Source organism: Maribacter dokdonensis DSW-8 (genome assembly GCF_001447995.1).
Taxonomy (GTDB): domain Bacteria; phylum Bacteroidota; class Bacteroidia; order Flavobacteriales; family Flavobacteriaceae; genus Maribacter; species Maribacter dokdonensis.
The window spans coordinates 829,307-849,701 of sequence record NZ_LDPE01000001.1; the positions used below are offsets into that span (position 1 = coordinate 829,307).

At 31.9% G+C, this 20,395-nt stretch carries 13 protein-coding genes and 1 tRNA gene; 11 read left to right on the forward strand and 3 right to left on the reverse strand.

The genetic code is table 11. The annotated features are described in order from the left end of the window. Positions 1–18: 18 nt before the first annotated feature. Positions 19–414, reverse strand: a complete 396-nt coding sequence (locus I600_RS03795) for a DUF4258 domain-containing protein (protein ID WP_058103165.1) — start codon at positions 412–414, stop codon at positions 19–21. 262 nt (positions 415–676) lie between these two features. On the opposite strand from I600_RS03795, the gene I600_RS03800 reads away from it, so the two are divergent. The 6 genes from I600_RS03800 (at position 677) to I600_RS03825 (ending at position 14,301) form a co-directional block, all read left to right on the forward strand. Continuing rightward, the gene (locus tag I600_RS03800; RefSeq protein WP_245188837.1) at positions 677–3,409 is read left to right on the forward strand and encodes a type I restriction-modification system subunit M; all 2,733 of its coding nucleotides are present in this window, start codon (positions 677–679) and stop codon (positions 3,407–3,409) included. Further along, positions 3,402–4,709, forward strand: a complete 1,308-nt coding sequence (locus I600_RS03805) for a restriction endonuclease subunit S (RefSeq protein ID WP_058103166.1) — start codon at positions 3,402–3,404, stop codon at positions 4,707–4,709. The genes I600_RS03800 and I600_RS03805 overlap by 8 nt, the downstream gene beginning before the upstream one ends. A 7-nt stretch (positions 4,710–4,716) precedes the next feature. Beyond that, a complete protein-coding gene (locus tag I600_RS03810; protein ID WP_058103167.1) occupies positions 4,717–9,324 on the forward strand; it encodes a sacsin N-terminal ATP-binding-like domain-containing protein in 4,608 nt (1,535 codons plus the stop codon). A 1-nt stretch (position 9,325) separates the two neighbouring features. Beyond that, complete coding sequence (locus tag I600_RS03815; protein WP_058103168.1) at positions 9,326–12,670, forward strand: type I restriction endonuclease subunit R; 3,345 nt, start codon at positions 9,326–9,328, stop codon at positions 12,668–12,670. Between the two features lies 1 nt (position 12,671). Beyond that, complete coding sequence (locus tag I600_RS03820) at positions 12,672–13,352, forward strand: M48 family metallopeptidase (protein ID WP_058103169.1); 681 nt, start codon at positions 12,672–12,674, stop codon at positions 13,350–13,352. A gap of 76 nt (positions 13,353–13,428) precedes the next feature. Beyond that, a complete protein-coding gene (locus tag I600_RS03825) occupies positions 13,429–14,301 on the forward strand; it encodes a hypothetical protein (protein WP_058103170.1) in 873 nt (290 codons plus the stop codon). A gap of 73 nt (positions 14,302–14,374) precedes the next feature. On the opposite strand, the gene I600_RS03830 is transcribed toward I600_RS03825, so the two are convergent. Beyond that, positions 14,375–14,459 (reverse strand) — tRNA-Ser (locus tag I600_RS03830). Between the two features lie 157 nt (positions 14,460–14,616). Here I600_RS03830 and I600_RS03835 point away from each other — a divergent pair. From I600_RS03835 to I600_RS03855, 5 genes are all read left to right on the forward strand, one after another. After that, on the forward strand, positions 14,617–15,624 hold the full coding sequence (locus tag I600_RS03835; protein ID WP_058103171.1) for a glycosyltransferase family 2 protein: 1,008 nt from the start codon (positions 14,617–14,619) through the stop codon (positions 15,622–15,624). Between the two features lie 82 nt (positions 15,625–15,706). Next, positions 15,707–17,623 (forward strand): BatA domain-containing protein, encoded by a 1,917-nt coding sequence (locus tag I600_RS03840; protein WP_058103172.1) that lies wholly within the window; start codon positions 15,707–15,709, stop codon positions 17,621–17,623. Between the two features lie 26 nt (positions 17,624–17,649). Next, the gene (locus I600_RS03845) at positions 17,650–18,909 is read left to right on the forward strand and encodes a dihydroorotase (protein WP_058103173.1); all 1,260 of its coding nucleotides are present in this window, start codon (positions 17,650–17,652) and stop codon (positions 18,907–18,909) included. Continuing rightward, positions 18,909–19,238: a hypothetical protein gene (locus tag I600_RS03850; protein WP_058103174.1), complete on the forward strand. Its 330-nt coding sequence runs from the start codon at positions 18,909–18,911 to the stop codon at positions 19,236–19,238. The genes I600_RS03845 and I600_RS03850 overlap by 1 nt, the downstream gene beginning before the upstream one ends. Positions 19,239–19,242: 4 nt before the next feature. Continuing rightward, on the forward strand, positions 19,243–19,902 hold the full coding sequence (locus tag I600_RS03855) for an alpha/beta hydrolase (protein ID WP_058103175.1): 660 nt from the start codon (positions 19,243–19,245) through the stop codon (positions 19,900–19,902). Here the strand turns inward: I600_RS03855 and I600_RS03860 are convergent. Continuing rightward, positions 19,899–20,393, reverse strand: coding sequence for a hypothetical protein (locus I600_RS03860; RefSeq protein WP_058103176.1), 495 nt, complete (start codon positions 20,391–20,393; stop codon positions 19,899–19,901). The genes I600_RS03855 and I600_RS03860 overlap by 4 nt on opposite strands. Positions 20,394–20,395: the final 2 nt, after the last annotated feature.

The following is a 20,395-nucleotide window of genomic DNA, read 5'->3' on the forward strand; positions in this document are numbered from 1 at the left end:
ATTTAGACCTATTTTCAATTAAGCAGCATTAAAATGAATACGCCCCATGTTTTTTTGCTTCTTTTTTATATGTTTAAATGGGTTTTTAGACCTGTAACAAGTAATTATAGTATTAGAATCTCCCGCTACAACTACTATAAGATTCTGATACTCTTTAAGTCCATAAAGAATTGAGTTTTTAGGCAGGCTGTTTTTACCTAGGACATAAAAAATCATTCCTTGCTTAAAGAATTCTGTTCCGTATTCTATAACAGTAGATATAATTCTGCTATCAATATTTCTTTGGTTGGCTCTTTTTAAAGAATGTTTTGAATGTTTAAAACATAGTGTCGCAGATTTTTCTAATTGCTTCTCCTCTACGTTCCATGTTATTACTAAATTTTCCTCTTCTACTCTACTTTCTAAATGTTTCATGATATATTGTTTTATTGTTAATACCAAACATTTAAAAAGGTCACCCTACTTTTCGAAAAAAAATAAAAATTAAATGTAATTACGGAAAGCCGTAAAGATTTTAAAATAAATAGTTTCAGCTTAGTACTTTGTATTTATTAAAACAATCTCCTAGAAAAATATATTAATTCTATTGTTTGATAAATAGCTTATAATTACTTCCTACAAATTGGTGTTTTTGTATGATATTACTGTATTTTGCTATGTAAACTTTTATTAGAAAATGAACAAAAAACTAACGCTGTCATGGCTAGAAGGCTTCCTTATGGATGCCTGCGATATTTTAAGAGGTAACATGGATGCCTCAGAGTTTAAAGAATACATTTTCGGAATGCTATTCTTAAAACGATTAAGCGATAAGTACGAGCAAGATCGTGCGGCTCGTTTAAAGGAATTACAAGCCAAAGGACTTTCTGAAGAAAAAATAACCGAAGCTCTAGAGCGCGCCAATGCTTACCAATACTATGTACCAACTCGTGCACGCTGGAATTACAAAACCACTAACGAAGCAGAACAAGAGGTTAACGATGGTATTTTACACCTTAAAAAAGATGTTGGCGATCATTTAAACAAAGCTTTAGAAGCTTTAGAAGAAGAAAATCCTGATAAATTATCTGGTGTATTAACCAATGTAAACTTTAACAGAACCATTGGTAAAAATAAAAATGCTTTAAGTGATGAAAAATTAATAGAGTTTATTACACATTTTGATAAAGTAACACTTACAGACGACCGTTTTGAGTTCCCAGACCTTTTAGGTACTGCCTACGAGTATTTAATAAAATATTTTGCCGATAGCGCTGGTAAAAAAGGTGGCGAATTCTACACGCCAAATGAAGTTGTAAAACTTTTAGTAACGCTTCTAGAACCTGAAGAAGAATCGTCAATTTACGACCCAACCTGTGGTTCTGGTGGTATGCTTATTGAAAACAAAAACTATGTAGAAGCACGTTATGGAGATGCTTCTCGTTTAAGTTTTGCAGGTCAAGAGTTAAGCGGAACCACTTGGTCTTTGTGTAAAATGAATATGCTGTTTCATGATATTTTTGATGCCGAAATTCTTCAAGGCGATACCATTGCAAATCCTTTACACGTAGAAAACGGAGAGTTAAAACGTTTTGATATTGTAATTGCCAATCCGCCGTTTTCAGCTAATTATAGCGACATTAAAAAGTTCCGTGATCGCTTCCATTACTGGATGCCAAAAAAGAAAAAAGCCGACTTTATGTTTGTGCAACATATGGTATCTGTGTTAAAAGACAATGGTCGTATGGCTGTAGTAATGCCACATGGGGTGTTGTTTAGAGGTAGCGAAGAAAAAAGCATGCGTCAATGGTTGGTAGACCGTGGTTTATTAGAAGCTGTGGTTGGTTTGCCATCTGGTTTGTTTTATGGTACAGGCATTCCCGCTTCTGTATTAATCATTAATAAAAAGGGAGCTGCACAACGTAACAACGTCTTGTTTATTAATGCCGATAGAGAATACAAAGAAGGCAAAAACCAAAACAAACTGCGTCCAGAAGATATTGCCAAAATAAGCTACATCTATAAAAATAAGGAGAATTTAGAAGGCTATGCTAGAAATATATCCAAAGAAGATTTAGATAAAGAAGACTACAACTTTAATATTAGAAGATATGTAGATAACAGCCCACCTGCCGAACCGCAAGATGTAAATGCGCATTTACATGGTGGCATACCAACAGTAGAAGTAGATGCCTTACAGAATTTTTGGGATAATTACATACACTTACGAACTGCCATTTATCATAAGTCACCAAAAATAGGTTATGATATATTGGTAGATGGTATTGAAGCTAAAGAACAAATAAAAACCATTGTTTTAGCGCATGATGATATTGCCCAAAAAAGAGAACAATATACTAACGGTATTAACCAATGGTGGACCAACAATATACCCAAGCTAGAAGCCTTACCAGAACAGAAAAATGTGTATGACTTATACCGTGACTTCTCTGTGAGTATTGCTAACGATTTTAGTGCCTTAGGGATTTTAGACTTACATAAAAGTAGAGGCGCATTTGCTGCCTATTGGGATGTTTTAGAAACCGATTTAAAATCCATTGCAGCTAGTGGTTGGAATGCCGAATTAATTCCTGCAGACGAAATATTACAATCCCAATTTCCAGAAGTATTAGAAGAATTAGCCACAAACGAAGCCAGACGCGACGAGTTAGAAGCCTTATTTAACGAAGTTGATGAACTAGGCGACGACGAGTTTGACGAAGATAATTATGAAGTATTTCCAAAGGAAATTTTAAATGATTACAAAAAAGAATTAAAAGAATTAAAAGCTGAAATAAGGGAAAATAATAAGAATCTGAAAGCGTTGGAAAAACGTTATAAAGCAAATGCGAAAGAATTTGAAAAAGCATTTAAAAGTGACTTAAAAACCGCTAAAAATCAGTTAAAAATAGCCAAAAAAGAAAAAAACAGAGAATTAGAAAAGCAACAAAATGAATTAATTGCAGATATAGAAAGTAAGATTAACGATTTAAATAATTATGGATTAGGATATTCCGGTGAGTTAGATAAATTAGTTTCAAAAATCGTCGATTTAGAACCTAGAAATAATCCACTATCATTTCAGACAGGCGTAATTATGGCTAAACTATCTCGCCACACAGCGCTTACAAACGAGCTAAAAACCTGCAAAGCCACCATTGCCGAAATAAAAGCCAAAAAAGAAGACTTGGTTGCCAAAGCACGCGAAAAAATAACACCAGAAGAAGCCAAAGCCTTAATACTTACACGTTTTAAAGACGTATTACACAACACCGTAATGGATTACGTCAACCGTTACGAACGTGCTTTAATTACCGAGCTAGAAACACGCTACACCAAATACCAAAATACATTGGTTAGTATTTTAGATAGTAGAGAGCAAGCGGCTAACCAATTAAACAACTTTTTAATGGAATTGGGTTATGATTAATGAAACTATTGAAAATTTAAATATTGTTATAATTGACGGAGATAGGGGTAGTAATTACCCTTCAGAAGGAAACCTATTTTCAAAAGGATTTTGTCTATTTCTTAATGCTAAAAATGTTACAAAGAATGGTTTGAAGTTTGAAACAACTCAATTCATAGATAAAAAAAGAGATAAACTACTAAGAAATGGTAAATTAGTTAAGAATGATTTTATTTTAACTACAAGAGGAACCATTGGTAATTTTGGTTTTTTTAATGATTCGGTGAATTTTGAGCATATTAGAATTAATTCAGGAATGGTTATTTTAAGAAACAATAACAAAAGAATATCTAATGAGTTTTTATATTACGCTTTTAGGTCTCAAAGTATTTGTAAACAAATAGAAATAATTTCTTCAGGAAGTGCTCAGCCTCAATTAACTGTAAAAACAATATCAAACTTAGTTATATCATTTCCCGATAATCTACCACAACAAAAAAAAATAGCCAAAATCCTATCTACAGTAGATACGGTTATAGAAAAAACCGAAAGCGCTATTGCCAAATACCAAGCCATAAAACAAGGTTTAATGCACGATTTGTTTACCCGTGGTATAGATGTAAACACAGGTAAACTACGCCCAAAATCACAAGACGAACCAGAATTGTATAAAGAAAGTGCTTTGGGATTGATTCCTAGGGAGTGGGAGGTTGAACAATTAAATGAAATGGTTAGTGATGTTTTAGATTTTAAAGCAAGTGGAAGTTTTGAAACTCTAACTGCTAATGTTAAATATTACTATGAGTTTAAGTATGCTAGGTTAATTAGACTTACAGATTTAAGACATAATTTATCTAAAGATGGAGTATATCTTGATAAAAAAGGGTTTAATTTTCTAAAGAAATCAAAACTAATTGAAGGTGATATATTAATAGCTTGTGTAGGTGAATATACAGGATATGTATGTAGGATGCCTAGGGTTAATTATCCTGCGATAATTGCACCAAATATGTTTTTAATTCGATTTGATAAAAAATATAATAGTTTTTTTATCAACTATTTTATGAATACAGACACATTCCAAAGACAAATAGCAGCTGTATCTACAAGTTCAGCAACAAAATTATTAAATAACCCGAATTTGAGGTCTTTAAAATTAGCTTTTCCAGAACGTAAAGAGCAAAACTTGATAGCAGAAAAGTTAGAATCAGTTAATACAAAAATCCAAACCGAGCAACAAGTCTTAGCCAAATACCAACAATTAAAAGCAGGTTTGTTGCAAGATTTGTTAACGGGTAAGGTTGCCGTGAGTGTAGATTAAAAAGATAATGAGTTATTTAGAAAATATACAAGGGTTAATTAACGAACGATTGCATTATTATAGCAACAACCCTAAATCTATTGCACGCGATTATACCATAGAAAATAGTATTAAAGAAGAATACGATGGTAGGCAACTTTTAGAAATGCTTCAAAACGTAGATGATACCAAGTCTAAAAAGGTAAGAATTGAATGGGATAAAAACGAAAAAAAGTTAGCAATCTCTAATTATGGAGAAGCTTTTTCTTTTGAAGGCATAGAATCTTTAATGCGTAGCCATAGTAGCCCTAAAACTAAAGAAGATTACATAGGTAATAAAGGATTAGGCTTTAGGTCGTTGCTAACTTGGGCAGAACGTATTAATATTTATGCCAATGATTGTAAAATTAGTTTTTCAGATAGTATAGCCACGTCAATTTTTGATTCTAAATTAAAATTAACAGAAGACCAAAAACAAGTAATTAAAACTCAAGCTAAAGTTTTAAATGGTACTATTCCATTTCCTGTATTAGCTGTTCCAAAATTACTATCACATAAAAGAGAAGACGATTGGCAAACGGTTATAGAAATTCTATACACCAATGAAGCAGATGTAGAAGAAAAAATTAAGACTGTTATAGACCAAATTAGTGAAGAGCTTTTACTGTTCTTAAACAATATTGAAGAAATAGAATTAATTGTCAACGGAGTATTCTCAAGCTTTAAAAGTACCAAAGTCACCCATGAACATTGGACAGAAATAAAAATAAACAATAAAACCTGGCGTGTTTTTACTAAAGATGGTCTTATACCTCAGAAAGTTACTAATGGTGAAGAGAATATTTTTAAAAAGTATAAGGTAAAAGTTGCCTTTCAGAATGACCTATCAGACTCCTATTATAAGTTATTCAACTTTTTTCCAACCAAGATTTCTGTTTCCCTACCTTGCATTATACACGGAACTTTTGATTTAAATGCATCTAGAGATTACTTAAATCCATCAGATAACAATAAACAAATATTTAAAGAAATAGCAGTTTTCTTAGGTAAGTGTGCACTTATGTTATCAAAAGAAAATATAAGCTGGAAACCCTTTCAGTTATTAAAACCACTTAATGAAGCTTCAGATTCTAGCTTAGTAAAACAATTATATACAGATTTAGAAGAAATTAGAAAAAAAGAGAAAATCATTCCTACAATAAATGAAGCTTATATTGTTTACAAAGACTATAAGTTTTACAACAATGATTTTAATTTATTTTTTAAAAAGAATTTCCCTAATGTTTTACCTAATTTAATTCTACCTAGTGATAAATCAGAATTCAATTACTTCTTGCCTAAGCATTATGAAAATGATTATTTAGTTCAAAAAATTGATAGCCTATCAAATGCTAATATTACTTTGGCACAAAGAGCAGAACTTATTTATCAATTAATTACCTGCGGAAGAAGGACCTATAAACAAGAACGCTTCTCGATATTAATAAATAATGAATACACTACTGATGTAATACATAAAGATACAGTTGCTTTTACACCAATGGTACAATCTAACGATAAGTTTGTTATACCAAAATCTGTGAAAATTGATTTTATCAACACGGCATTATATCAATTATTATTTAGAAAGTTAGAAGACCGGTTCGACTCTAAAAACCAAGCATCTAGAGAATTTCAAAATGCGGTTAAAGAAGTAGTTAATGTTCAGCCGTATGATAGTAATAGTATTATAATTAGAATTGTAAACGGTATAAATAGAGCTTTAGATAATGAGCATAATATTTTAGAAAAACACCAATTAATTAAAGAAATGGTTGGTGCTCTTTTTCAAAATTTTAAGCATTTAAACAACCAATTAGATACTTTAAAATTAGAGGTTTCTTTAATTTCAAAAAGTGGACAAGTAGTACCAGCTAACACTCTATTTTTGGGAGAGTCCTATCCAGATGGCGAGTTGGTAGAGTGGTTATATAAAGACCTCTATACAAACGGCAACTATCTTAAAACCATACCTTATTGGAACTTACAGGAAGAAAATAAAGATGAAATAGAGCGTTTCTTTTTATGGCTAGGCGTAAATAAATATGCAAAAATAGGAGCAAAAAAGTTAGACAAAAATTGGAATGAAACTGAATATTTTAATTTCATTTTTAAACATCAGAGTCCAGTAGAGCCAGCAAATTTTAAAATAGACAGGTTAGGGAAAGACACCATTGTACCTCATATAGAAAACATAAAAGATATTTTATTAATGGATGAGACACGTCAATTAGTACTAACGCTAAAAGACGACCTTATTAAAACACAAATAGCGCAACAAGAAATAAAATATATCTGGAAATATGTACAGAGCAGTTATACTTTGATAACAAGTATTTCATACATCAAATATCAATTTTTAAAGTCTAGCAAATTTGGAGTATATGTTTTAGAAGATGGTAATGAGCAACTACAAACACTTATTAATGAGGAAGTAAGTATAGATTTAAAAGTATTAAAAGAACTTAATTTTCATTCTTCTGAAATTACCAATATTTTAATAAAGTTAGGCGCAAAACAAAATATAGATTTTTTAAAACCCTTGGTGTTATACAACGCATTAGTAAAAACATCTTCATTATTTAGCACAATAAAAAACAGAGGTGTACAGGGTATTTATAAAAGAATTGTAGATGCATTAGAATATCAAAACTCAATAGAAGCAATTAAACCAAAAGATATTCCTAATAATTTGAAGCTTTTTGCTAAAAAAAATGGTATTTCGGTATTATTGCCAGCTAATCAAGTTTTTTATTCCAACAATAGTGTCCTACCAGAAAAAATTGAAAAAACAATACCAGTTTTTGACTTTCCGAAGCGTGGTGGTCAAGAAAAGGTAAACCGTTTTTTGGGCGTACAAATTATTGATGCTTCTAAAATAGAATTACATGATGTAGAAGAAGTTTCTAAATTGAATAATACTTTTCAAAACTTATTTGAGCAACTAAAAGCACCTATTTTATTGTATAGATTATACAGTAAAAGTCTTCCAAAAGAGATTACAACAAAAGAAGCCATTAATCAAAATATATCCCATATAAAAAACTGCACCATAAAATTAATTAAAAGCTGTACGTATAGTTATTCTAATGAAAAAGAAGTTACGCTTGATGATTTTGAATTTATCATTTTTAACAACATTTTTCACATCAAAGTACCCGTATATCTGGAGCTTTCCGACATAATTAAAGAATCTAAGTTTTCAGATGCCTTTGCAGAAATAATGAGTATTCAATTCAATGTAACAGAGCTAAAAAATGACTTTAGATTTTTAATAAGGAATGACCTTAAAGATACTTTACACTTAATCACCAAAGATTTTGATTCAGAAAAATTAGAAAAAGTGAAGAATTATTTTGGCATATCTGCCATAGAAGAAAAGTTCTGGAAAAATATCTATAAATTAAAAAATATTACTTATCCAATTCAGATTATTAAACAAAAAGAATTGGTAACTCAAATTAACAGAGATTTACATATAGTAATCAATGATGAGTATTTAAAGTTCGATTTTAATAATTGCTCCAATTCTGAAACCTATAAGGTTTTGGTGTATTTGTGTACTAGTTTAAACCTTACTTTAGAAGAAATTTATCCTGAGGGAATAACAAGTTATCATTATGAAAAAATGAGAAACTTGAGAGAGTCTAAAGAATTAGAAATTAAAAATATTATTTGGAGTTTTTTAAACGAAAAACCTACAGAACAATATAAATTTTTAGAATATTTAGATGAATTTAAACTAACTCCTTTACATTCTTTTTTTAAAGATTCTGACGCATATAGAATAGTTGTGGATTACGATAAACGTTTTGCAAACTTTATAGAAACACACACACCTGCTAAATTAGATAGCACTTTTGATAAAAAAACTATTAAAATAGAAAATCAATATAATTATTTATTTGACACTTATCTATTTGATTTAGATGATATTAAAGATGAAGTTAAAAGTTTATTTTATTTTAAGGGCAATGAGTTGTCAATAAAAGCCTATTTAGAAGAAAACTATTCCAATAAAAGTATATCCTCTAGTAACAACTTAAATGATGAGGAAAATAATGAGAATGAAGAAGAACCTTTATCTATAATTGACAGCAAATTAGGTAAAAAAGATATAACTATCCCAAAAGCAAACTCTAATCATAAAGGAAAAAGAAAAAAAAGAAAGACATTTTCAAATAAGGTTAATGAGCTAAAAAATATAAGTGGAAAAAATGCAGAACTAAAAGCATACCAATCTTATAAAAACAAATACGGTGAAGACAAAGTTAAATGGGTGTCTAAATATTCGTCAACCCCAGATAATAATGATAACCTGCAATATGATTTAAGTTACGAAGATGAAAAAGGTGTTTGGAAATATGTAGAAGTAAAATCACTTTCTTATGATGATTCATTTGTTTTAACACGAGCCGAAAAAAAATTCGGGATTGAAAATAATTCACTTTATGAATTTGCATTAGTAAGTGACAAAGGTATTTATAGAGTTAAAAGTCCTTTTAAATTTAATTTAAGTGAAACTTTTGAGGTAAATGAAACTTTCACTGCCGAGGTTAAAGACTATCAACTTTATTTCAAAATAAAAACAGCATAACATGGCAGAATATTCCAATGTAGAAAAACCATTTTTAGAAAAACTAAAAGAACTTAATTGGCACATTATAGACCAAGGAAATTATGGAATTCCACAAGAACCTTCCAAAAGTTTGCGCACAAGTTTCAAAGAGGTAACTCTTAAACAAGAATTTAAAAAAGCAGTTAAAAAAATAAATGTAGTGGATGGCGTTGCATGGTTAACAGATAAGCAATTAGAAGACCTATACAACGAAACCATTGCTACCGAAAAAGCCAATCTATCTTTATTAGAAGCCAACAAACAAGTTTTTGAAAAACTTATTGGTGTTACCAAAACAACGGTTGCAAAAAATGAAGTTAACGGAGAAGAAAACCCATTAGTAAAACTCATAGATTTTAAAAATTGGGACAACAATAGGTTTGTTGCTATTAACCAATTTAGAATAGTTACTCCAGGTGGTCCTAGAGAAGGGATTATTCCAGATATTGTTTTATTTGTTAATGGTCTGCCATTTTGTGTGATAGAATGTAAAGATGTAGATGTTGCCGACCCTATTTCAAGTGCTGTTGAGCAAATAATGCGCTATGCCAATACACGTGGCGATGATTTTGGATTTACTGATGGTGAAGAACGTTTGTTCCACTATAATCTGTTTAGCATAGCAACACATGGCGAAGAAGCACGTGTGGGTTCAATTACTGGAGATTTTGAATATTACTTAAATTGGAAAGACATATTTCCTGAAGTTTACAAAGATTTAGATATTTCCAACTATGTAGAAGAAGAAAGTTCTAGATATCAAAATAACGGTTTACAAAACGACCCTAGAGTACGGCAAGAAGTTTTAATAAAAGGAATTTTAAACAAAGAAATTCTACTAGATATTCTTCAGCATTTTACCCTCTTTATGGAGATAAAGGAAGGTGTAGAAGTTAAAATAGTTAGTAGGTATCAACAGTATAGAGCTGTAGGTAGAATATTAGGTAGACTCCGAAAAGAGACTACCGGAAGAACACGGTCTGGTGTTGTTTGGCATACTCAAGGCTCGGGAAAATCTTTAACAATGGTGTTTTTTGTCCGTAAGTTACGCTCACAAGATGACCTAAAAGATTACAAGGTTATAATGATGGTTGATCGTAAAGATTTAGAGAAGCAACTTTCAGCAACGGCACGCCTTACAAATGAGTTTAAAGAAGCAAATATTGTAAGTTCACGTAAAGATTTGGCACCCAAATTAAGTGGAAATGCTTCAAACTTGAACATGGTAATGGTTCACAAATTTGTACAAGAGGAATTAAAACATTCTAAAGCATTAATGAAAGCCTTTGTTGAAGAAGGTAAGGTGCCAGAATTTAAACCTTTTGATGTGGTAAATACATCTGACAGAATTGTAATACTCATTGATGAAGCTCACCGAACACAAGGCGGAGACATGGGTGACAATCTTTTTACCGCTTTTCCACAAGCAGCAAAAATTGCATTTACCGGCACTCCACTATTAACTGATAGACATAAGCAAAAAACACACGAACGTTTTGGTGGTACTGGTGAATTCATAGACACTTATAAAATTAGAGAGGCTGTTGATGACAGAGCTACCCTAGATATCATTTATATAGGTAAAACTACTAAAGACAATATTAAATCTAAGGAAGCTTTTGACTCTGAATTTGAAGATGTATTTAAAAAACAATCAAAAGAAGAAAAAGAAGAAATTCAAAAAAGATACGGCACCATGCAAGCCTATTTAGAAAACATGGATAGACTACGTAAAATTGCTAAAGATTTAGTTAAGCACTATATAAATGATATTTTGCCTAATGGTTTTAAGGCAATGGTTGTTGGCAGTTCTATTATGGCTGCAGCGCGCTATCAATTTTTAATTGACGAAGCATTAAAAGAACGTATTAAACTAGAAAAAGCAAAATTAGAACCAGATATCGATTTAATCAAAAAAATAGAATTTTTAAAAATTGGTACTATAGTTACCAAACAAGACAACAATGAACAAGCATTTATAAGTGCAGCTAGAAAAAATGCAAAGGAAATTAAAGCCGTTGATAACTTTAAAAAAGACTTTGATTATAGTACAGATGAAAATGGAAATTATCTAAAACCAGAAACTGGAGTTGCTTTTTTATGTGTATGCGATAAATTACTTACCGGATTTGATGCTCCGGTTGCACAAGTTATGTATCTGGATAAAAGTATTCGCGAACATGATTTACTTCAAGCTATAGCTAGAGTAAATAGAACCAAAAAAGATAAAAAACACGGTATTATAGTTGATTATTTTGGAGTATCCAACCATTTAAAGGACGCGCTTAATATATGGGGAGCAGAAGATGAGGAAGATATCAAAGAACTACTAGAGTATTTTAGAGATATCAACAAAGAAATACCTGTATTGGAGGCTCGATATAATAGAATGTTACAGCTATTTACAGATAAAGGAATTGAAAATTTCAGAATGTTCGCAGAACAACGAATGACAAATAAAGATGAAGAATTTCAACTAGCCGAAAACTGTATTGCATTGGCAGAATCTATTCCCTTTAGAGCTCAATTTGACACGTACATAAAATCATTTTTCGATAGTTTAGATTTATTATTTAATTCAGAAGCTGCAAGAAAATATTACATTCCTGCAAAACGATTTGGCTACCTACTTGTGCGAATTAAAAATCGATATAAAGACCCGAGTATGGATTTAAAGTGGGCAAAACCTAAAGTTCGCAAAATGATAGATGCTCATTTAGAAACCCTAGGAATAGATAGCCGTGTTGCCCCAGTGAGTTTACTATCCAAAGATTTTGCTAAAGAAGTAAATAAGTTGGATAAAAACACTAAGTCGAAAGCATCAGAAATGGAACATGCAATTCGTAGACATATTAAAGTAAATATTAATAAAGACCCTGCGATGTATAAACGCTTCTTAAAGCGAATAGAAGAGATAATTGAGCGATATCAAGGCAATTGGGATGCAATAGTTGAGGAATTTGAAAAGGTTCGAGAAGATTTAGAAAAAGGCAGGAAAGGTGAGTTTGAAGAAGAGGGTTTGAATGAGCAAGAATTACCATTTTTTGACTTTATAGTTTTTAGTGCTTTCCAAGATGAATCTCTATCCACAAGTGATAAAGAAGCCCTAAAACTTTTGACAATTGAATTAGTAAATGTTCTAAAAAATGAAATAGACAAACCTAATTTCTGGAAAGGAAGAGCTGCTGAAATAAGAAAACTTCAAGGTGAACTCGACGATATGCTTGACTTTAGTGGCATTGAAAAAGTTTCTAAATTACATTCTAAATTAAGCGTAGAAATCATGAATTTAGCTAAAAGAAGACATAAAGAGTTGATTAAATAAAATGATAGTATCTGAAATAGACATAACGCTTCAAAAAAGTGAACGAAAAACGGTTAGTATCTTTATTGAAAGAGATGGTAGTGTTTCCGCTCGTGTTCCCAATACCCTAAGCGAAGAAGAAATAAGAGATATCCTAAAAGCCAAAGAATACCAGATTTTTAAAAACCTAGCTGAGTGGGAGCAACTCAATGAAAATGCTGTAGAACGAGAATACGTTAACGGACAATCGTTTCTATATTTAGGTCGAAATTATCGTTTGAAATTAGTAGACGAGAAATTAGATGGTATCAAATTCTATAGAAATACCTTCTTCCTAAACAAAAACGAAAAGCCCAAAGCAAAACAACTATTTGTAAAGTTTTATAAAAAAAAATTGAACGATAAAATTTATCCCATAATTGAACGCTACAAGAATCAATTAGATGTTACCCCTAATGAAATTAAAGTGATGGAGTTACAAAATAGATGGGCATCATGTACACCAAATGGCAATGTTAATTTTCATTGGAAATGCGCAATGGCTCCTATTGATGTTCTAAACTATATTGTAGTTCATGAACTAGCTCATTTAATACATAATAACCATACCAAAGCATTTTGGAACGAAGTCGACAAGGTTCTTCCAAAATATGATGAACAAGTAAATTGGTTAAGAATTAATGGTGCAGGAATGGATTTATAGCACCTAAATTTACTGACGTCTGTTACAATCTAGTCATACTTTTTTATCATCTTGGTATATATAACCTAATATCTATATGTCAGAAATAAAAGAGTTAACTAACGAGATAGAAAAAAACCTTTTAAAATTTTTAAGAGTACCAAAAAGATTAGTAAACGCAGATAACTTAATAATCGCTGCAAAAAAAGACCTTTTAAACCCTAAAAAGAAAAGCTCTGAATTTGATGGTAATTTAATTTACACCTCTGAAGGTATATTCAATATCTATGTAACTAAAGAATTAATAACTAGATCTTTAATTTTTACTGATACCTTAATAAAACTATTTAGACAACGTGGTCACAAAGTCGAAGTAAGAACTAATGAAAAATATAGTAATTATAATGGCACTAAAATTATCGTTGAAGGTAGAATTTTCAACGTCTGTATTAGAGAAACTAGAAAAAGGGTAAAAGTCAAGTCTACCGCCGACTGGTATTATTCAGTTTATGAACCTACAGGAATTTTATCCCTTAGAATTGAAGAATTAGATAAATACCAATGGAGCGATGGAAAAGTTATCAAACTTGAAGATAAGTTAGCATCCATTTTAGCTTATTTTGAGATAAGGGCAAAAAAAGAAATTCAAGAAAAAATTATAATAGAAGCTTGGCATAAGGAATATGAATTAAAGAAAAAAAATGAAAATGATTTAAAAAAGAAACGAAGTAAGGAACTTAATCAATTCAAATCACTTATTATGGCTTCAAAACGATGGGAAGATTCTATTAGAATGAGAAATTACATCAAAGCCTCTTTAAAAGCATCAGCAAATGACCAGGAAAAAAATGAAAAAATAGCATCTTGGGCAAAATGGGCAATGAACAAAGTTGACTGGTACGACCCATTAATAGAAAAAGAAGATGAGCTTTTCAAACCAATAAATCGAAATGATTTAAACAATTTATAAATATCGCACTGTCACCTAAATTGACACCTAAAAAAACAAAGCCCCGTAAACATTAGCTTACGGGGCTTTTCTGCGGAGAAAGAGGGATTCGAACCCCCGGAGGTGTGACCCTCAACAGTTTTCAAGACTGCCGCATTCGACCACTCTGCCATTTCTCCTGAGTGCCTCATCAGGTATTCCCTGAATGCGGGTGCAAATATATAAAGGTTTTCTTTTCTAATAAAGCCTTTTCTAATTTATTTTTCATCTAAATACTATTAGCTCTTTTTAAAAAAATGAAAAGGTTGAATTTCAGTTATTTATTACCTTCCCACAATGCATGAACCACTAGTAAGTATTTTAATTCCCTTTAAAAATGTAGCCGAATATTTTGAAGAATGTCTAGATTCTATTCAAAAACAGACGTATACCAATTGGGAAGTAATTGCCGTTAATGACAACTCTAATGACTTAAGTGTAACAATAGCCAAATCATTTGCAGCTAAAGACGCTAGGTTTAAAATACTGGACAATGATGAAGCCGGAATTATAACGGCCCTAAGAAAAGCTTATCTACACAGTAAGGGTGATTATATTTCTAGGATGGATGCCGATGACTACATGGATAAAGACCGTATTAAGATTATGGCGGAATCACTGGCTACTCATGGAAAAGAAACTCTTGCCATAGGAAAAGTGAAATATTTTTCAAAAAAAGGAGTAAAAAACGGTTATGACCGTTATGAAAAGTGGTTGAACAAGCTAACCGCAACGGGCGATAATTTTAAGGAAATATACAAGGAATGTGTAATTCCCTCCCCTTGTTGGATGGTACATAGGTCTGACTTTGACGCATGCGGTGCATTTAAGCCTAATAGATACCCGGAAGATTATGACTTGGCATTTCGTTTTTATGAAAAGGGCTTAAAATGTTTACCCTGCACCACTACCCTACACTATTGGCGAGATTATGACATTAGAACATCACGCACAAGCGAACATTATGCGCAAAACTACTTTTTAGATATAAAACTACATTACTTCTTAAAGCTGGAATTAAAAACAAACAACAATTTAGTAGTTTGGGGAGCGGGAAAAAAAGGAAAAACAATAGCCAATTTACTGGTTAAAAAAAATATACCTTTTCATTGGGTTTGTGATAACGAAAAGAAAATAGGTAAGGACATTTATGGTGTACGCCTTGTTCATTTCTCTGCTTTACGCAAAATATCTCACAGTAAAACCATAATTACCGTAGCCAATGAGGAAGACCAACTGAACATTACCTCTTTTTATAATGAATTGAACAAAAAAACAGCAGTAGATTATTTCTTTTTCTGTTAAGCGACCTTCATAAAAATAATAGTGGCAAACTAACAAACTTCTAAATTCAAAATAATTATCTTTGCATTAATCAAAAACAGGAATGCAATTTAAATATCCAGAACTTCTTTGGGGTCTTTTACTACTACTCATTCCTATATTAATTCACCTTTTTCAATTACGCAGATTTAAGATAACACCCTTTACAAATGTAAAGTTCTTAAAACAAGTTGTCTCTGAATCTAGAAAAAGCAGCACTCTAAAAAAATGGTTGTTGCTTATAACCAGAATGATGATTATTGCTGTCTTGGTATTGGCTTTTGCTCAACCATTCTTTGCAAACGATACGGCATTACAAGAAAAAGAAACCGTGTTCTACTTGGATGATTCTTTTAGTATGAACGCCCAAATTGAAAACGGAAATCTTTTTCAAAATACCATTCAAGATTTCATTAAATATGTACCAACGGACACACGCTTTACCTTGTTTACTAACAAAGAGGTGTTCAAAGATGTAGAGATAAGTGAAATGCAGAATGAGCTATTGAATATTAATGTTTCTTCAGAACAATTAAAAATCGATGAAATCATATTAAGGGGAAATACCTTTTTTAGTAAGAACACCGGAACTCAAAAAAACCTAGTTCTTATATCTGATTTTCAACAAAGATTAGGTACCATCTCTAAGACCGACTCTATTGATAATCTTCATATTAAATATATAAAACCATATAGTAGCTTCATAGCAAATACCTCTTTAGATTCTATTTTCATAAGTATCAGAACCAATGAGAACATTGAGCTAACAGCCTATTTATCAACAAATACAGAAGAAGAATCAATACCAGTGTCATTATTTGACAATGACAAACTTGTTGCTAAAACAGCAGCAAAGTTCAATGACTCTAAAAAGACCGAAGTTAGTTTTACTTTGAATGCGAAAGAGGCTATTCTAGGTAAGATCACCATTTCAGATAATGGATTATCCTATGATAATGAATTTTACTTTAATATTGATAAAAACCCAAAGATCAAAGTACTGGCTATTGGCAATTCTCCTTCAGGGTTCTTAGAACGTATTTATACAGATGATGAGTTTGTATTTACCAATAGTACACTAGATCAATTAAATTACAGCAGTATTGAAAACCAAGATTTAGTAGTTCTAAATGAAATAGAGAACCTACCTAGCTCACTTGTAACAGCATTGAGAACCTTAACTAAAAACGGTGGTAGCTTTACACTTATACCCGCTGTAAAAGTCAACAACAATTCATACAACGACCTATCATCGGCACATTATGCCACACAATACGGCAATTCATCAGCCCAGGAATTATCCATATCGGAAATAAAAACGGGACATCCCTTATTTCAAAACGTCTTTGATAAAAAGGTGTCCAATTTTCAATATCCAAAAGTTAATGAACACTTTAAAATAAGTACCAAAGGTCCTGTTGCCATAGCGCTTCAAAACAAAGACCCTTATTTGGTAGGAGATTCTAATGCTTATTTCTTCTCTGCAGCATTAAATGCCAACAACTCAAACTTCATAAATTCCCCGTTAATAGTTCCGTCTTTTTACAATATGGGAGTAAACAGTTTAAAAATTCCACCGTTGTATGCCAATCTTGGTACTGATATTTCTGTAGAAATACCACTAAACTTGCAACAAGACGATATTATTAAAATTAGTAGTTCCGTAAATGAGTTTATTCCTCAACAACGTATACTACCTAATAAAGTACAGATCAATTTTGCCAAAAATCCAAAAAATGCCGGTATTTATAAAGTTGTTCATAAAGATAGTATTCTTAGACATATCAGTTTTAATGAAAATAGAAAAGAAAGTGAGTTGTTGTATTCACCATTACCGGAAAACAACAGCAGTACATCCATTTCCAATTTCTTTTTAGAAAGTCAAAAAAACAATGCCATAAACGAGTTTTGGAAATGGTTTGCTATTTTAGCATTGGTATTTGTTATAATAGAAACCTTACTTCAAAGATTTTTAAAATAAGCTAATAACGAACCCTCTGTAGCCCTATGAACATACTTTTAAAATCAGTAACGATAGTAAATGGGAGTACAAATCATCTTCATTTAAAAAAACGCGATATCCTGATTAAAAATGGTATAATAGACGCCATTGAAAGCAAGATAGAGCCTAGTGGCAAAACAAAGGTTATTGATATAAAGAACCTACATGTTTCCATCGGCTGGTTTGATAGTGGTGTAAATTTTGGCGAGCCAGGTTACGAGGAAAGGGAGACCATAGAAAACGGATTATTGACAGCTGCAAAAAGTGGATTTACAGATGTAGTTTTAAATACCAGCAGCCATCCGACTCCAGATTCGGCATCGGATATCGTATATCTTAAAAATGCGTCCAAAAATCAGCTAACCAATCTATATCCGCTAGGGAATCTAACCGTAAAAGGAGAAGGAGAAGTTCTTGCCGAAATTTATGACATGAAAAATGCCGGGGCGCTTGGCTTTTATGATTACAAAGCACCAATGGGCAATGCCAACCTTTTAAAGATAGCCCTGCAATATGCTCAAAATTTTGAAGGTATGGTATTCTCTTTTCCTTTGGATAAAAGCATCTCTGGAAAAGGAATTGTCAATGAAGGCATTACCAGCACCAAATTAGGCTTAAAAGGCATACCTACATTAGCCGAAGAATTACAAATTGCAAGAGATCTTTTTGTTCTTGAATATACTGGAGGCAAATTGTTTATTCCAACTGTATCCTCTGCAAACTCTGTAAAATTAATTGCCGACGCAAAAAAGAAAGGGCTTCAAGTGTTCTGCAGTGTTGCTGTGCATAATCTAACGATTACAGACAGTGAACTTGAAAATTTTGACACACAGTTTAAGGTCATGCCACCTCTACGCACTTCTGCTGACATTAAAGCATTACAAAAAGCAGTTAAAAACGGAACTATTGATTTGGTAACAACAGACCATACACCCCTGAACATTGAACTTAAACATGTAGAATTTGACAATGCCGATTTTGGAACCATTGGTTTAGAAAGTGCATTTGGTACGCTCAATGATATATTTGGTGTAGAAGAAACCATAGCAATACTTACCAAAGGGCGTTCTATATTTGGGTTGGATGAACCTGAAATTGAAACCGGTAAAGCTGCCAATTTAACCTTATTCACAACCGAAGATACTTTTGAATTCTCTGATGAGCATATTTACAGCTCTAGTAAAAATGCTATAGCTTTAGGTAAGACCTTGAAAGGAAAAGTCATTGGAAGCATTTCTAATAATCAAATCATTTTAAATAAGTAATGGAGAAATCTACCGATGTACCTGGAAAAAATATAGCAGTAATAGCATACTTAACCATAATTGGAGCAATAATCGCTTTATTTATGAACAATGAACCAAAACATACGTTTGCCAGAGTACATACACGCCAAGCTTTTGGGCTACACTTAATGTTCCACGGATTTGCTATTTTCTCAAGCGTTTGGTTTAACCAATATGCATTATATGGTTTATACCTTTGTTACATTGTGTTATGGGTATACGGCTTTATTGGCGCCCTTAGCAACAAAGAACAAATTGTGCCTATTGTAGGTCCTTATTTTCAAAAGTGGTTCACCTTTATCCAATAATAAAATGACAACAGCTCCCCTATCCTTAGAACATATTATAAAACCTTCTTCATTGACCGACAAAAAACCACCGGTACTATTTATGCTGCATGGCTATGGTAGTAATGAAGATGACCTTTTTTCATTTGCCTCGGAACTGCCACAGGAATTATGTATTATCTCGGTACGTGCCCCATATATTTTACAACCTTATGGATATGCATGGTATGCCATAAATTTTGATAACGAAAAAGGAAAATGGAGCGATGATGACCAAGCCATAGCATCTCGTGACAAAATAAAAAATTTCATTGACGAAGCTTGCTCCACTTATGGCTTGGATGAAAAAAATGTAAACTTACTAGGCTTTAGTCAAGGCACCATTCTAAGTTATGCCGTTGCCCTATCATACCCTGAAAAAGTAAAGAATATTATTGCTCTTAGTGGGTACATTAATGAAAATATATTGGTTGAAACTTATAAAGAAAACAATTTCGACCATTTAAATTTCTATTCTTCACATGGTGATATGGATCAGGTAATCCCTATTGATTGGGCTAGAAAAGCACCGGTAATATTGGAAAAACTGAACATAAAACATGTTTTTGAAGAATTCCCTGCCGGGCATGGCGTAGCTCCACAGAACTTCTATTCTTTAAAAAAATGGATTTCAACTAAGATTTAATTACTACGGGTATAAAGCAAGTGATCAACTAGTGTAAAGTCTACACCAAGATCATCTTTTAACTCATATCTAATTAAAAGTTCTCCCCAGTATTTTCCATCGGAAAAATCGGTTAAAATCCATTTATGGTTAAGAACTTTTATTTTATTGATCTTAAAATCGTTCTGCATACCTTCATACGGAACTAATGGATTATCACCTTTTTGCGCATTGGTTTCCAATAGTTTATCAGCAATATAACCTGCAGGGTTTTCTAAATCCAAGTGATCAAAATAAGCCAAGGCATCATCATTGTTTTCCAATGAAAAATACTGCATATCCAAAACCTTTAAAGATGATGTTTGTACTGAATCTTTTAAAACTTCAACTTGTTTTTCCAACTTAGAGATTTTCTCAGACCCTGCTTTCACTATGTTATTACTACTGACAAATAAGTACAGACATATTAGTGATACAAATAAAAACAGGTAAAGAAATATTTTATTCTTCATAA

Coding starts and splice junctions, on each gene's coding strand:
- I600_RS03795 (WP_058103165.1), bottom strand. CDS start 414: ATGAAACATTTAGAAAGTAGAGTAGAAGAGGAAAATTTAGTAATAACA.
- I600_RS03800 (WP_245188837.1), top strand. CDS start 677: ATGAACAAAAAACTAACGCTGTCATGGCTAGAAGGCTTCCTTATGGAT.
- I600_RS03805 (WP_058103166.1), top strand. CDS start 3,402: ATGATTAATGAAACTATTGAAAATTTAAATATTGTTATAATTGACGGA.
- I600_RS03810 (WP_058103167.1), top strand. CDS start 4,717: ATGAGTTATTTAGAAAATATACAAGGGTTAATTAACGAACGATTGCAT.
- I600_RS03815 (WP_058103168.1), top strand. CDS start 9,326: ATGGCAGAATATTCCAATGTAGAAAAACCATTTTTAGAAAAACTAAAA.
- I600_RS03820 (WP_058103169.1), top strand. CDS start 12,672: ATGATAGTATCTGAAATAGACATAACGCTTCAAAAAAGTGAACGAAAA.
- I600_RS03825 (WP_058103170.1), top strand. CDS start 13,429: ATGTCAGAAATAAAAGAGTTAACTAACGAGATAGAAAAAAACCTTTTA.
- I600_RS03835 (WP_058103171.1), top strand. CDS start 14,617: ATGCATGAACCACTAGTAAGTATTTTAATTCCCTTTAAAAATGTAGCC.
- I600_RS03840 (WP_058103172.1), top strand. CDS start 15,707: ATGCAATTTAAATATCCAGAACTTCTTTGGGGTCTTTTACTACTACTC.
- I600_RS03845 (WP_058103173.1), top strand. CDS start 17,650: ATGAACATACTTTTAAAATCAGTAACGATAGTAAATGGGAGTACAAAT.
- I600_RS03850 (WP_058103174.1), top strand. CDS start 18,909: ATGGAGAAATCTACCGATGTACCTGGAAAAAATATAGCAGTAATAGCA.
- I600_RS03855 (WP_058103175.1), top strand. CDS start 19,243: ATGACAACAGCTCCCCTATCCTTAGAACATATTATAAAACCTTCTTCA.
- I600_RS03860 (WP_058103176.1), bottom strand. CDS start 20,393: ATGAAGAATAAAATATTTCTTTACCTGTTTTTATTTGTATCACTAATA.